The organism is Massilia sp. CFBP 13721, assembly GCF_014842025.1.
Lineage (GTDB): Bacteria > Pseudomonadota > Gammaproteobacteria > Burkholderiales > Burkholderiaceae_D > Telluria.
On the sequence record NZ_JACYUY010000013.1, the window covers coordinates 55,507 to 69,368 of the forward strand.

The 13,862-nt window shown below is 64.2% G+C and carries 11 protein-coding genes; 10 read left to right on the forward strand and 1 reads right to left on the reverse strand.

The genetic code is table 11. The annotated features are described in order from the left end of the window. Positions 1-60 precede the first annotated feature (60 nt). Positions 61-1,431, reverse strand: a complete 1,371-nt coding sequence (gene ffh / locus IFT60_RS14190; protein ID WP_192052631.1) for a signal recognition particle protein — start codon at positions 1,429-1,431, stop codon at positions 61-63. Positions 1,432-1,667: 236 nt separating this feature from the next. On the opposite strand from ffh, the gene IFT60_RS14195 reads away from it, so the two are divergent. The 10 genes from IFT60_RS14195 (at position 1,668) to IFT60_RS14240 (ending at position 13,413) form a co-directional block, all read left to right on the forward strand. Continuing rightward, entirely contained in the window at positions 1,668-2,636 is a 969-nt protein-coding gene (locus tag IFT60_RS14195; protein WP_192052632.1) for an ABC transporter substrate-binding protein, read from the forward strand. Between the two features lie 42 nt (positions 2,637-2,678). Then, positions 2,679-3,524: an ABC transporter permease gene (locus IFT60_RS14200; RefSeq protein ID WP_192052633.1), complete on the forward strand. Its 846-nt coding sequence runs from the start codon at positions 2,679-2,681 to the stop codon at positions 3,522-3,524. A gap of 11 nt (positions 3,525-3,535) precedes the next feature. Then, positions 3,536-4,330 (forward strand): ABC transporter ATP-binding protein, encoded by a 795-nt coding sequence (locus IFT60_RS14205; protein WP_192052634.1) that lies wholly within the window; start codon positions 3,536-3,538, stop codon positions 4,328-4,330. A gap of 62 nt (positions 4,331-4,392) precedes the next feature. After that, entirely contained in the window at positions 4,393-5,202 is an 810-nt protein-coding gene (locus tag IFT60_RS14210) for a cytochrome C assembly family protein (RefSeq protein WP_192052635.1), read from the forward strand. Then, positions 5,199-5,456 carry a PP0621 family protein gene (locus tag IFT60_RS14215; RefSeq protein ID WP_192052636.1) on the forward strand — a complete coding sequence of 86 codons (258 nt, stop codon included), beginning with the start codon at positions 5,199-5,201 and terminating at the stop codon, positions 5,454-5,456. The genes IFT60_RS14210 and IFT60_RS14215 overlap by 4 nt, the downstream gene beginning before the upstream one ends. Beyond that, on the forward strand, positions 5,456-7,171 hold the full coding sequence (locus IFT60_RS14220; protein ID WP_192052637.1) for a sensor histidine kinase: 1,716 nt from the start codon (positions 5,456-5,458) through the stop codon (positions 7,169-7,171). The genes IFT60_RS14215 and IFT60_RS14220 overlap by 1 nt, the downstream gene beginning before the upstream one ends. Further along, positions 7,168-8,625, forward strand: a complete 1,458-nt coding sequence (locus IFT60_RS14225) for a sigma-54-dependent transcriptional regulator (protein ID WP_192052638.1) — start codon at positions 7,168-7,170, stop codon at positions 8,623-8,625. Before IFT60_RS14220 ends, IFT60_RS14225 begins: the two co-directional genes overlap by 4 nt. Further along, entirely contained in the window at positions 8,625-8,810 is a 186-nt protein-coding gene (locus IFT60_RS14230) for a hypothetical protein (protein WP_192052639.1), read from the forward strand. Before IFT60_RS14225 ends, IFT60_RS14230 begins: the two co-directional genes overlap by 1 nt. A 497-nt stretch (positions 8,811-9,307) precedes the next feature. Continuing rightward, positions 9,308-12,226 carry a ribonucleoside-diphosphate reductase subunit alpha gene (locus IFT60_RS14235; RefSeq protein ID WP_192052640.1) on the forward strand — a complete coding sequence of 973 codons (2,919 nt, stop codon included), beginning with the start codon at positions 9,308-9,310 and terminating at the stop codon, positions 12,224-12,226. A gap of 74 nt (positions 12,227-12,300) precedes the next feature. After that, a complete protein-coding gene (locus IFT60_RS14240) occupies positions 12,301-13,413 on the forward strand; it encodes a ribonucleotide-diphosphate reductase subunit beta (protein ID WP_192052641.1) in 1,113 nt (370 codons plus the stop codon). Positions 13,414-13,862 lie beyond the last annotated feature (449 nt).

Consider the following 13,862-nt stretch of genomic DNA (forward strand, 5'->3'; position numbering starts at 1 on the left):
GCTATCGCCTTGGCGGCGCAGGCCGGCAGTGCAACGCGCAGTAGATTTATCGAGGTCCGACTAGCGCATCCCGCCTGGCATCATACCTTTCATACCCCGCATCATTTTCATCAGGCCGCCGCCCTTCAATTTTTTCATCATCGTCTGCATCTGGTCGTACTGGTTCAGCATGCGATTGACTTCCTGCACCTGCACGCCGGCGCCGGCGGCGATGCGGCGCTTGCGGTTGGCCTTGATCAGTTCCGGCTTGGCGCGCTCCAGCGGCGTCATCGAATCGATGATGCCGCACATGCGCTTGACCTGCTTTTCGGCCTGGTCCATGTTGGCGCCGGCCGCCGCCTGCTGGAACTGCGCCGGCAGTTTGTCGAGCAGGCCCGACATGCCGCCCATTTTCTTCATCTGCGACAGCTGCGCCTTGAAGTCGTTCATGTCGAAGCGGCCGCCCGACTTGATCTTGTTGGCCATGTCGGCCGCAGCCTTTTCGTCGACGCCTTTGCGCGCTTCCTCGACCAGCGCCATGATGTCGCCCATGCCCAGCACGCGGCTGGCCATGCGGGTCGGATCGAAGGCTTCCAGGCCATCGAGCTTTTCCGACACGCCGGCAAACTTGATCGGTTTACCGGTCACGTGGCGCACCGACAGGGCGGCGCCGCCGCGCGAATCGCCATCGAGCTTGGTCAGCACGATGCCGGTCAGCGGCAGCGCGTCATTGAAGGCCTTGGCGGTGTTGATCGCATCCTGGCCCAGCATGGCGTCGACCACGAACAGGGTTTCGATCGGTTTCACGGCGCCGTGGACGGCGGCGATTTCCTGCATCATCGCTTCGTCGATACCGAGGCGGCCGGCGGTGTCGATGATCAGGACGTCGTGGTAATGCTTCTTCGCCCAATCGAGCGCGGCCAGCGCGATGTCGACCGGCTTGTCGCTCGACGTCGACGGGAAGAAGTCGGCGCCGACCTGCTTGGTCACCGATTCGAGCTGGGCGATCGCGGCCGGACGGTACACGTCGGCCGACACGGTCAGCACCTTTTTCTTTTTCTGTTCCTTGAGGTACTTGGCCAGCTTGCCGGTGGTGGTCGTCTTGCCGACACCCTGCAGGCCGGCCATCAGGATGATCGCCGGCGGCTGCTGCGCGAACGAGAGTTGCGTCGCTTCGGGACCGAGGTCGGCGCCCATCAGGGCGGCCAGCTCGCGCTGCACCACGCCGACCAGGGCCTGGCCCGGGCTGAGCGAGCCGATGACTTCTTCGCCCAGCGCTTTTTCCTTGACCTTGGCAATGAAGTCGCGCACCGCCGGCAAGGCTACGTCGGCCTCGAGCAGGGCCATGCGCACTTCGCGCAGCATCTCGGAGGTATTCGCTTCGGTCAGACGGGCCTCGCCGCGCATCGTCTTGACGACCTTGGCAAGGCGTTGGGTAAGGTTATCTAGCATGTTCTACCTGACTATATAGAGGGACCGCATTCGGAATCCAGCATTTTACCCTGCGCAAGAAGGCGCCGCCCGGCAATGCGGTTCGGGTGTTGCGAATAATTGCATCCCTCAATGCTTCCCGTCAAAAACGGGGCGCGCTTTCTCCGGCACATTCTGCACTCGCAGATAAAAATTTCCACACGGAATTATTTGACGGTCAAACATTTCGTGTTCAATCGCAGAGCGGAGGAACTGGCATGACGAATCTGGTGGGTAGGACATTGGCGACGGTAGCCCTGGTGCTGGCGGCCAGCGTACAGGCCCAGGAACGGGCCGATGTCGTGCGGCTCGGGAACCTCAAGCTGGCGCATTTCGGCGCGATCTCGTACATCAAGGAGATCGCACCGAAGTGCGGCATCAAGGTCGAGGAAAAAACCTTCGCCAAGGGGCTGGACGTGATGCAGGCCATCATCGCCGGCGAACTCGACGTCGGCGCCACCGCGTCGGAAGCCGCGATTGCCGGCCGCGCCGGCGGCGCACCGATCGTCGTCGTGGCCGGCTTTGCCACGGGCGGCGCGCGCCTGGTGGCGCAGCCGGGATTGAACATTCGGAATGTCGCGCAATTGAAGGGCAAGCGCGTCGGCGTCACCCGCGGCGCGATCCAGGAAGTGCTCCTGATGGCCGAACTGCAGAAACACAAGCTGAGTTCCGGCACCGAGCCGGGCAAGGACGTGCAGCTGGTGTTCCTCTCCTATCCCGACCTGAATGCGGCGCTGGTGGGTAAACAGATCGACGCCATGATGCAGTCCGAACCGCAGGCCTCGCAGGCGCTCAACAAGGGTTTTGGCGCCGAGGTGCTGAAACCCTACGACACCCCGGTGCGCACCATGGTCATGACCGAGCATTTCTACAAGGCGCGCCGCCCGCTGGCGGAAAAGTTCATGCGCTGCTTCGTGCAGGCGACGAAGCGCTTCATCGCCGACCCGGCGCTGGCCTCGAAATACGTGCGCGAGACGGTCTTCAAGGGCCAGATCAGCGCCGAGGATTTCCGCCATGCGACCGGCAACGCGCCGTATTCCTACGACGTCACGGCGGAACACATCCAGGTCACCACCGACACCATGGCGCAGACCGGCGTCGGGCGCATGCGCCGCCCGCCCGTGGCGCGCGACTGGGTGCGCACCGACCTGCTGGCCGCGGCCAAGAAGGATTTGAATGTCAACTGAGGCCTGAGCCCTCACTAAGTCGCGATACGACAAGGAGTGGATATGGAAGAACGCAACTGGCGCAGGCAGTGGCAGCAGTGGGCGGTCGGCATGGTGGTGCCGCTGCTGGCGACCCTGCTCTGGCAGGGCGTGGCCAGCGCCGGCCTGGTCAACCCACAGGTGTTGCCGGCCCCCGTCGACGTGGGGCGCAAATGGGTCGAATACCTGCTGCCGCTGCAGCGCTTCGAAGGGCAGGGCGGCGACTGGTCATGGGCCTGGTGGTCGTGGGCCTTCTCCGGCGAGCTGGTAATCGACACCCTCACCAGCCTGTACCGGGTGGTGGTCGGCTTTGCCATCGGCGCGGCGCTGGCCCTGCCGCTCGGCCTGGCGATGGGCGCGATTCCTGCCGTGTATGCCTGGATGAACCCGCTGGTGCAGATCCTGCGCCCGATCCCGCCGATCGCCTACATTCCGCTGGCGATCCTGTGGTTCGGCCTCGGCAATCCGCCGGCCGTGTTCCTGATCGCGCTGGGCGCCTTTTTCCCGGTGCTGATGAACACTATCGCCGGGGTGCGCCAAGTCGACGGCATTTATTTGCGCGCGGCGCGCAGCCTGGGCGCCAGCCGCGGCACGATCTTCGCCCGCGTGATCCTGCCGGCGGCCGTGCCCTACATCCTGTCCGGGGTGCGGATCGGCATTGGTACCGCCTTCATCGTCGTCATCGTGTCCGAGATGATCGCGGTGAACAACGGCCTGGGCTTCCGGATCCTGGAAGCGCGCGAGTATTTTTGGTCCGACAAGATCATCGCCGGGATGATCACCATCGGCATGCTGGGCCTGGCGATCGACATCGGCATGAACCGCCTGAACAACTACCTGCTGCGCTGGTACCGGGGACTGGAACACTGATGGGAGCACTGATGGAACCGCATATCCGTATTCAGCAAGTCAACAAGGTGTTCATCGGCGGGCGCCGCAGGACGGTGGCGCTGCAGGACATCGATCTCGACATTGCACCCGGCCAGTTCACCTGCCTGCTCGGACCCTCGGGCTGCGGCAAGTCGACCCTGCTCAACGCGGTGGCCGGCTTCGCGCACCCCACCAGCGGCAGCATCACGGTCGACGGCATGCCGGTTGGCGGTCCCGGTCCGGAACGCGGCATGGTCTTTCAGGAGTACGCGCTGTTTCCCTGGATGACGGTCGAGCAGAACATCGCCTTCGGCCTCGAGATCAAGGGGCTGGCCAAGGCGCGCATCGCCGGCACGGTCGAAAAGCTGCTGCACATGCTGTCGCTGTCGGAGTTCAGCACGCGCTATCCGAAGGACCTGTCCGGCGGCATGCGCCAGCGGGTGGCGATCGCGCGCGTGCTGGCGCTCGATTCGCCGATCATGCTGATGGACGAACCGTTTGGTGCGCTCGACGCGCTGACCCGCCGCAACCTGCAGGACGAACTGCTGCGCATCTGGATGGAGACGAAAAAAACCATCCTGTTCGTCACCCACAGCATCGAGGAAGCGATCTATCTCGCCGACCGCATCGTCGTGATGACTTACCGGCCGGGCACGGTCAAGCGCGACATCCTGGTCGACCTGCCGCACCCGCGCGACCCGGCCGCGCCCGCGTTCAACGACCTGAAACGCGAACTCGGCATGCTGGTGATGGAAGAGCAGCAGCGTCACCACCAGGACGAGCGCAGAATGGCGGCGCTCGACTGAACTGACAGCCGGGCAGGGCGGTGGCCTGCCACCGGCGCCTGCCGATGGTGTAGACTCGCACCATGCACAACACCCTGTTTTTTGCCGCGGCTTTCCTGTACGCGGTCTGCGCCCTGCTGCCGTCGCGCCAGGGCGCCGTCATTTCCGGCGTTACCGCACTGGCCTGGGCCGTGCACGGCGCCGCCCTGTGGAGCGACGCGTTCGCGCCGGGCGGCCTGCGCATCGGTTTTGCCATCATGCTCTCGGCGGCATTGTGGGTCTCGGTGGCCGCCTACTGGGTCGAGAACCGCAATTTCGCACTCGATGGCTTGCGCCGCCTGGTCATGCCCTGCGCCTGCGCCGTCGCCTTGCTGCCGATCGTGTTCCCGGGCGCGGTCATGCCGCTGCAAAACCAGTCGAGCGCCTTTGGCTGGCATGTGGCGGTGGCGGTGCTGGCCTACAGCACGCTGACGATTGCCGCCTTCCATGCGGTGCTGATGGCGCTGCAGGAAGCGCGCCTGCATGCGCGCGCGGTGCCGGCCGGCGGTGGCTGGTTCGGCGGCGCGCTCGACCAGCTGCCGGCGCTGCTGACGATGGAAAAGCTGCTGTTTCGCCTGATCTGGATCGGCTTCGTGCTGCTCAGCCTGACCGTGTTGTCGGGCGTGGTGTTCTCGGAACAGCTGTTCGGCCGTGCGCTGCGCTGGGACCACAAGAATGTCTTCGCGCTGCTGTCCTGGCTGCTATTCGCGGCCTTGCTGGCGGGACGCCAGTGGCGCGGCTGGCGCGGCAAGACGGCGCTGCGCTTCACGCTGGCGGGATTTGCCACGCTGGCGCTGGCCTATGTCGGCAGCCGCTTTGTGCTCGAAGTCGTGCTGCACCGGGGGATCGCATGAGCCGCGTCCTGTTCTGGATTTTACTGGCGTTGCTGGTGTATTTCGCGCTGCGCGCCAAGCTGCGCGCCGCCGCCCGCAAGCAAATGCAGCAGCAGACGCACGTGCCGCCGCGCCAGCAGAATGCGCCGCCGCCGGCCGCCATCGAAAACATGACCAGCTGCGCGCACTGCGGCCTGCACTTCCCGGCCTCGGAAGCGCTGCACGCCGACGGGCGCGACTACTGCAGCCCGGCCCATCTGCCGCGCCTGCCTTGATGACCGAGCGGCAGGTGCTGTCCACGCAGGCGCGCGCCACCTTCTGGCGCTCGCTGCAGGCGCTGACCGTCACCCGCATCGTGATCGCGCTGGTGCTGCTGCTGTACCTCGCCTTCGACGTGCGCGAAGGCGGCGTGCGCGCCATGCCGTCCTATGCGCCTACCTGCTTCGCCTACCTCGGCGCCGCCGTCGTCTTCAGCGCGCTGACGGTGTTCTGGCGGCGCCGCTTCACGCTCCAGCTGACCAGCCAGATCGCGCTCGACCTGGCCGTGATCTCGCTGTTGTACCTGGCCGCCGGCGGCGTGCGCAGCGGCCTGGGCATCCTGTACCTGTTCCCGCTGGCCGGGGCCGCGATCCTGGCGCCGCTGGTGCCGGCCCTGTTCTCGGCCGCGCTGGCGACCCTGTTCGTCCTGGTCGACGCTACCTGGCAGCTGTGGACGCGCGACGGCGAGCCGGCCCTGATGCAGGCCGGGATGATCGGCAGCGCCTTCTTTGCCGTGGTCTGGCTGGTGAACCGGCTGGCGGCGCGCCTGATCGACCAGGAAGAACTGGCGGCCCAGCGCGGCATCGACTTGCAGGTACAGCAGGCGATCAACGAGATCGTGGTGGCGGACGTGGGCGACGGCGTGCTGGTGGTCGGCAGCGACGGCCGCATCCACACCGCCAATCCAGCGGCGCGGCGCATGCTCGGCATGGAGACAGTCGCCGGCTTGCAGCTCGACGCCTTGCCGGGACTGGAACCGGTGGCGCATGCGTTCGCCGGCTGGCTGGGCAGCGATGCCGAGGGGCCGGCGACCCTGGCCGCGGTCGAACCAGTGCCAGGCGCAGCCGGGCCGGATACGGCCTATGTCATATTAAAACCCTACCAGGAAGTGGCAGTGGGGGAAACGGGCCTGCGCGCGCGGCGCGACCAGCCGGCGCACATCAAACTGCGCTTTGCGCGGGTGGCGGCCGCCGGCGGGATACTCGGGCGCAGCGTGATCTTCCTGCAAGACGTCAGCGCCATCGAAAACCAGGCGCAGCAACTGAAGCTGGCTTCGATGGGACGCCTGACGGCCAGCATCGCGCACGAGGTAAGGAACCCCCTGTCGGCGATCGGCCACGCCACGGCCCTGCTGGCCGAAGACCTGCACGGCAAGGCCGAGGTGCGGCTGTTGAAGATCATAGGCGACAACGTCGCGCGCGTGAACCGCATGGTGGAAGACATCCTGCAGCTGTCGCGCAAGGCCCAGCCGTATGCCGAGCCGGTGCAGCTGGCGCCGTTCCTGCTCGAGTTGAAAGCCGAGTTCTGCGAAACCCAGGGCCTGCCGGACGAGATGGTGTGGCTGGGCGGCGCCGGTGCGATCGAAGTGCGCTTCGACGCGCTGCACCTGCGCGAAGTGCTGGTCAATTTGCTCGGCAATGCGATCCGCTACGCCAGCCGCCAGCCGTCCAGCATCCGCATCTGGCCGGAACTGGACGCCTTCAGCACGCTGGAGCTGCACGTACAGGACGACGGTCCCGGCATCACGGCCGAAGTGCGCGCGCACCTGTTCGAGCCGTTTTATACCACTTCCAGCAAGGGTACCGGCCTGGGGCTGTACCTGGCGCGCGAGCTGTGCCTGAACAACGGCGCTAAACTCGATTACGAGGCGCGGTTCGACACGGCAGCGCCGGGTGCGCGCCAGACCAGCGGCCGCTTCGTCATCACCTTCGCCCAGGAGAGCAACGTATGAGTTCCCCCCGCAGTTCACCTCGCGTATTGGTCGTCGACGACGAAGCCGACCTGCGCGAACTGCTCGAGATCACGCTGCTGAAAATGGGTCTTGACGTCGACTGCGCGGCCACGCTGCGCGAAGCGCGCCGCTACGTCGCAGACACCAGCTACAACCTGGTGCTGACCGACATGCGCCTGCCCGACGGCCTCGGCCTGGAACTGGTGCGCGAAGTGTCCAGCACCAGCAAAACCCCGATCGCCGTCATCACCGCGTACGGCAGCGCCGACAATGCGGTGGTCGCGTTGAAAGCAGGCGCCTTCGATTATGTGTCCAAGCCGGTGGTGCTCGACGAATTGCGCGTGATGGTGCGGTCGGCATTGAAGCTGTCCGATACCAAGGCGGCCCAGGACGGCACGGCGGGCAGCGGTTCGCGCCTGATCGGCGATTCGCAGGCGATGCAGGCGCTGCGCGCCCAGATCGGGCGCCTGGCGCGCTCGATGGCGCCGATCGCGATTACCGGCGAGTCCGGCGCCGGCAAGGAACTGGCCGCGCGCGAAATCCACGCCCAGAGTTCGCGTGCTGCGAAACCGTTCGTGGCTGTCAACTGCGGCGCGATTCCGGAAAACCTGATGGAGTCGGAATTCTTTGGCCACCGCAAGGGCGCGTTCACCGGGGCAGGGGAGGAGCGCGACGGTTTCTTCCAGGCGGCCAATGGCGGCACCCTGATGCTGGACGAGGTGGCGGACTTGCCGCTGTCGATGCAAGTGAAATTGCTGCGCGCGATCCAGGAGCGGCGCGTGCGCAAGATCGGCGCCACCAACGAGGAGCCGGTCGACGTGCGCATCATCAGCGCCACGCACAAGGATCTGGCGAAATGCGTCGAGACCGGCGTGTTTCGCCAGGATCTGTTTTATCGCCTGAACGTGATCGAACTGGCGCTGCCGCCGCTGCGTGAGCGGCTGGACGACTTGCCAGTGCTGACCGGCGCCATCCTGGCGCGTCTGGCGGGGCCGGGCGGCGCCACGCTCGGGCCGGGCGTGCTGGAGGCGCTGCGCGCGTACTCTTTCCCCGGCAACGTGCGCGAGCTGGAAAACGTACTGGAGCGTGCACTTGCGTTTGCGGACGACGGCGTGATCCAGGTCGACGATCTGTCGCTGAAAGCGGCGCGCCTGGCGGAGGCGGCGCGGCCCGAGGTGGCGCTGGCGGCGCCGGTCGTGGAGACGCCGCCTCCCGCGCTGCCGGTTGCAGAGCAGGCCACCGCGCCGGCCGCGGTTGAACCGGCCGGAGTGGGACCGGCTGCGTTGCCGAGCAACCTGCCTGCCTATCTGGAACAGGTCGAGCGCGACATCATCGGCCGCGCGCTGCAGCAGACCCAGTTCAACCGCACCAAGACCGCCAGCCTGCTCGGCATCAGCGTGCGCCAGTTGCGCTACCAGATGCAGAAACTGGATATCCAGGCGCCGGAGAATTGATGCGCCTTGCCGCACGGATCGCCGTGGCGATTGCCATCCTTGCCGCGGTTCTTGCCATGGTCGATTGTACCGGTCGATTCTTCCGCATCGACAGCTGCCTGGACAGGGGCGGGCGCTGGGATTACGACGAGGATGCGTGCGACCAGGCCCCCACGGTACCCGGGCTTGTGCCGCTTCAACCCTGATCTTGTCAAAAAGCGTTGCCTTTTCGCCAGTGCAAAACGATGCGCGCTGCACTGCGATTGGGCAGCACTGCGGAGCACTGAACAAGCTTTAAGCAGCAGGTTAGTACTCACTTACTGGCGAGCGCCCATTCATCGTCAAACAGCGTGCTGTCAAGAGTCGTTCGCATGAAAAGCGCACAAAACTGGAAATTTAATCTCTTGCGGCTTGCTGCGGCCAAGTACTACAATTAGTCCATTGTCAAACTACGCCACTAGATCTAGTGGTAGCAGACTCAAGCATTAAAGACAATCATTGCAGCACGGCAGCAAAGTCGTCTTTGCTTCAAACCCGGTCAATCCATCGGCAATACCCCTGTCCAGCCTGGAAATCAGCAGTTGGCAGAGGTCCGTTTTGCTTCTTGATTTTTAGTTAATTTACTGACTGCCCGTCCTGCGGGCGCTCGACCAACGTTTCAACCAATTTAGGCGGCAGCCCGACTGCCCTTCCTGGAGGCCCCATGCAGACTTCACAAGACATTTCCATCCACCCGCAAGCGGCACCAGGAGCGGCTGCCGGTACCAATAACGCCGCCGAACTGGCCGCGCGCGCCGACTACCGCATCCTGCGCCGCAACGGCGCGGTGGTGCCGTTCGAGCCGAATAAGATCTCGGTCGCGATGACCAAGGCCTTCCTGGCGGTCGCCGGCGGCCAGGGCGCTGCCTCGGCGCGCATCCGCGAACTGGTGGAAGAGCTGACCAACAACGTGGTCGCCGCCCTGATGCGCCGCCAGCCGACCGGCGGCACCTTCCACATCGAAGATGTGCAGGACCAGGTGGAACTGTCCCTGATGCGCTCGGGCGAACACGACGTCGCGCGCGCTTACGTCCTGTACCGCGCCAAGCAGATGGAAGAGCGCCGCGCCGCCAAAGAGGCTGCGGGTACCTCGGCTCCGCAGGCTCCCCAAATTCATGTGGTCGACAACGGCCAGCGCCTGCCGCTCGACGTCAACGACGTGCACGCGCTGGTGAACGCCGCCTGCGCCGGCCTGGAAAAGCACGTCGACGCCGATGCGATCGTCGCCGAAACCCTGCGCAACCTGTACGACGGCGTGCCGGTCGAAGAACTGCACAAGTCCGCTATCCTGGCCGCGCGCGCGCTGATGGAAACCGACCCGGCCTACAGCCAGGTCACCGCACGCATCCTGCTGCACACGATCCGCAAGGAAGTCTTCGGCAAGGAAGTCCCGCAAGCACGCGCCGCCGCCGAATACGTCACCTATTTCCCGCAATACGTCGCGAAAGGCATCGAGAACGAACTGCTCGACGCCGAACTCGGCAATTATGACCTTGAGCGCCTGGCCAAAGCCATCGTGGCCGACCGCGACCTGCAATTCGGCTACATCGGCCTGCAGACCCTGTACGACCGCTACTTCCTGCACGTGCGCGAAACCCGCATCGAGATGCCGCAGGCCTTCTACATGCGCGTCGCCATGGGCCTGGCCCTGCGCGAAGCGGACCGCGAAGCGCGCGCGATCGAGTTCTACAACCTGCTGTCGTCGTTCGACTTCATGAGCTCGACCCCGACCCTGTTCAACTCGGGCACGCGCCGCTCGCAACTGTCCTCGTGCTACCTCACCACCGTGGGCGACGACCTGGAAGGCATCTACGACGCCATCAAGGAAAACGCGCTGCTGTCGAAGTTCGCCGGCGGCCTCGGTAACGACTGGACCCCGGTGCGTGCGCTCGGTTCGCGCATCAAGGGCACCAACGGCAAGTCGCAAGGCGTGGTGCCGTTCCTGAAAGTGGTCAACGACACGGCCGTGGCCGTGAACCAGGGCGGCAAGCGCAAGGGCGCGGTGTGCGCCTACCTGGAAACCTGGCACATGGACATCGAGGAATTCCTCGACCTGCGCAAGAACACCGGCGACGACCGCCGCCGCACCCACGACATGAACACGGCGAACTGGATTCCCGACCTGTTCATGAAGCGCGTGATGGAAAAAGGCCACTGGACGCTGTTCACCCCGTCGGAAACGCCGGACCTGCACGACCTGGTGGGTAAAGCCTTCGAACAAGCCTACCTGGCGTACGAAGCCAAGGCCGAGCGCGGCGAAATGCTGGTCTTCAAAAAGATCGAAGCGCTCGACCTGTGGCGCAAGATGCTGTCGATGCTGTTCGAAACCGGCCACCCATGGATCACCTTCAAGGATCCATGCAACATCCGTTCGCCGCAGCAGCATATCGGCGTCGTGCACTCGTCGAACCTGTGCACCGAGATCACCCTGAACACCAGCGCCGACGAAATCGCGGTCTGCAACCTGGGTTCGATCAACCTGCCGCAGCACATGAAGGGCGATGGCCTGGACCACGTGAAGCTGCAAAAGACGATCCGCACCGCGATGCGCATGCTGGATAACGTCATCGACATCAACTACTACGCCGTGGACAAGGCGCGCAATTCGAACCTGCGCCACCGTCCAGTCGGCATGGGCATCATGGGTCACCAGGATTGCCTGCACATGATGCGTGTGCCGTTCGCCTCGGAACAGGCAGTGCAGTTCGCCGACCGTTCGATGGAAGCCGTCTGCTACTTCGCCTACCTGGCCTCGACCGAGCTGGCCGAAGAGCGCGGCCGCTACGAGTCGTATGCCGGTTCGCTGTGGGACCGCGGCATCCTGCCGCAGGATTCGATCAAGCTGCTGGCGGAAGAGCGCGGCGGCTACCTCGAGCAGGACACCAGCGAATCGATGGATTGGACCGTGGTGCGCGAGCGCATCAAAGCTTTCGGCATGCGTAACTCGAATTGCGTGGCGATTGCCCCGACCGCGACGATTTCGAACATCATCGGCGTCTCGGCCTGCATCGAACCGACCTTCCAGAACCTGTACGTGAAGTCGAACCTGTCGGGCGAATTCACCGAGATCAACTCGTACCTGGTGCGCGACCTGAAGGCACGCGACCTGTGGGACGAAGTCATGATCGCCGACCTGAAGTATTTCGACGGCTCCCTGTCGAAGATCGACCGCGTGCCGCAAGACCTGCGCGACATCTACGCCACCGCGTTCGAACTCGAGCCGAAGTGGCTGGTCGAGCAGGCATCGCGCCGCCAGAAGTGGATCGACCAGGCGCAGTCGCTGAACATCTACATGGCTGGCGCCTCGGGCAAGAAGCTGGACGAAACCTACAAGCTGGCCTGGCTGCGCGGCCTGAAGACGACCTACTACCTGCGCACCATCGCGGCGACGCACATGGAGAAGTCGACCACCCGTACCGGCGCACTGAACGCGGTGCCGGTCTCGGGCGGCCTGGCGGCGGGTCACGCAGCCCCGGCAGCCCCGGCTGCCGCGCCGGCGGCCAGCGCCCCCGAGGCGGATGGCGCGGCGTGCTACCTGCGTCCGGGCGATGCCGGTTTCGACGAGTGCGAAGCCTGCCAATAAGCTGCCTAGTTAATTAATTTTCGCCCGGCCTGTGTGCCGGGCGCTGCTGTCACAGAATTCAAGAGGAATAAATCATGCTGTCATGGGACGATGAACCAACCAGCGCGCCGGCCGTGAACCCGGCGCTCGCCGCGGGTAACCCGGAAGCTGCACCCGCCGCCGAAGTCGCCAAGCGCGTCAACGCCGACGACAAGCGCATCATCAACGGCAAGACCGACGTCAACCAGCTGGTGCCTTTTAAATACAAGTGGGCCTGGGACAAGTACCTGGCCGGCTGCGCCAACCACTGGATGCCGCAGGAAGTGAACATGCAGCGCGACATCGAGCTGTGGAAGAGCCCGAATGGCCTGTCGGAAGACGAGCGCCGCCTGGTCAAGCGCAACCTCGGCTTCTTCGTCACCGCCGACTCGCTGGCCGCCAACAACATCGTGCTGGGCACCTACCGCCACATCACGGCGCCGGAATGCCGCCAGTACCTGCTGCGCCAGGCCTTCGAAGAGGCGATCCATACCCACGCCTATCAGTACATCGTCGAGTCGCTCGGCCTGGACGAGCGTGAAATCTTCAACGCCTACAACGAGATCCCGTCGATCCACGACAAGGACCAGTTCCTGATCCCGCACATCAACGTCCTGACCGACCCTGACTTCAAGACCGGCACGCTGGAAACCGACCAGACCTTGCTGAAGTCGATTATCGTCTTCGCCTGCCTGATGGAAGGCCTGTTCTTCTACGTCGGCTTCACCCAGATCCTGGCCCTCGGCCGCCAGAACAAGATGACCGGCGCCGCCGAGCAGTACCAGTACATCCTGCGCGACGAGTCGATGCATGTGAACTTCGGCATCGACCTGATCAACACGATCAAGATGGAAAACCCGCTGCTGTGGACGTCGGCCTTCAAGGACGAATTGAAAGCGCTGTTCCTGGAAGCGGTCGAACTTGAATACCGCTACGCCGAAGACACCATGCCACGCGGCGTGCTGGGCCTGAACGCTACCATGTTCAAGGGCTACCTGCGCTTCATCGCCAACCGCCGCGCGGTGCAGATCGGCCTCGATCCGCTGTTCCCGGCCGAAGAAAATCCATTCCCATGGATGAGCGAGATGATCGACCTGAAGAAGGAGCGTAACTTCTTCGAGACGCGCGTGACGGAATACCAGACGGGTGGGGCGTTGAACTGGGATTAAACGCCGCATTACCATGGCGCGTACGCGCACCATTTAACGCAATCAAGCAAAAACGCAATCANCAAATGGCAACTGTTGGTTGCAGACTGTCTCGCTCGCTTCCGCCTCGTTCAAAACTTTGTGGTAGGACAACTCCTACTTCGAAATTCACGCGTTTTGTTTATTCTAAGACAAGAACATAGGCAAAAATTCATGTTGCCACTCCCCAACATGTAAGATGTGTCCTACGGAAAACTTTGTTGCTTCAGGAAGTCGGCTGCTACAATTGCCACCGGGCATCGACGTTCGGTAACTGAAAGTTGACCAAGGCAGGTACAAGCGGAATGCCCGACGCAATAAGCCGGAATATGGAGCACGAACAGGTGCTCCAGGCATGAGCCCCGGCGTCATACTGCCTGCAGCGCGCGAATGGATCGTGCGGGCGGCGAAGAACAAGCCGCGGTGACATG

Coding starts and splice junctions, on each gene's coding strand:
- IFT60_RS14200 (WP_192052633.1), top strand. CDS start 2,679: ATGGAAGAACGCAACTGGCGCAGGCAGTGGCAGCAGTGGGCGGTCGGC.
- IFT60_RS14240 (WP_192052641.1), top strand. CDS start 12,301: ATGCTGTCATGGGACGATGAACCAACCAGCGCGCCGGCCGTGAACCCG.
- IFT60_RS14220 (WP_192052637.1), top strand. CDS start 5,456: ATGACCGAGCGGCAGGTGCTGTCCACGCAGGCGCGCGCCACCTTCTGG.
- IFT60_RS14215 (WP_192052636.1), top strand. CDS start 5,199: ATGAGCCGCGTCCTGTTCTGGATTTTACTGGCGTTGCTGGTGTATTTC.
- ffh (WP_192052631.1), bottom strand. CDS start 1,431: ATGCTAGATAACCTTACCCAACGCCTTGCCAAGGTCGTCAAGACGATG.
- IFT60_RS14210 (WP_192052635.1), top strand. CDS start 4,393: ATGCACAACACCCTGTTTTTTGCCGCGGCTTTCCTGTACGCGGTCTGC.
- IFT60_RS14230 (WP_192052639.1), top strand. CDS start 8,625: ATGCGCCTTGCCGCACGGATCGCCGTGGCGATTGCCATCCTTGCCGCG.
- IFT60_RS14225 (WP_192052638.1), top strand. CDS start 7,168: ATGAGTTCCCCCCGCAGTTCACCTCGCGTATTGGTCGTCGACGACGAA.
- IFT60_RS14205 (WP_192052634.1), top strand. CDS start 3,536: ATGGAACCGCATATCCGTATTCAGCAAGTCAACAAGGTGTTCATCGGC.
- IFT60_RS14235 (WP_192052640.1), top strand. CDS start 9,308: ATGCAGACTTCACAAGACATTTCCATCCACCCGCAAGCGGCACCAGGA.
- IFT60_RS14195 (WP_192052632.1), top strand. CDS start 1,668: ATGACGAATCTGGTGGGTAGGACATTGGCGACGGTAGCCCTGGTGCTG.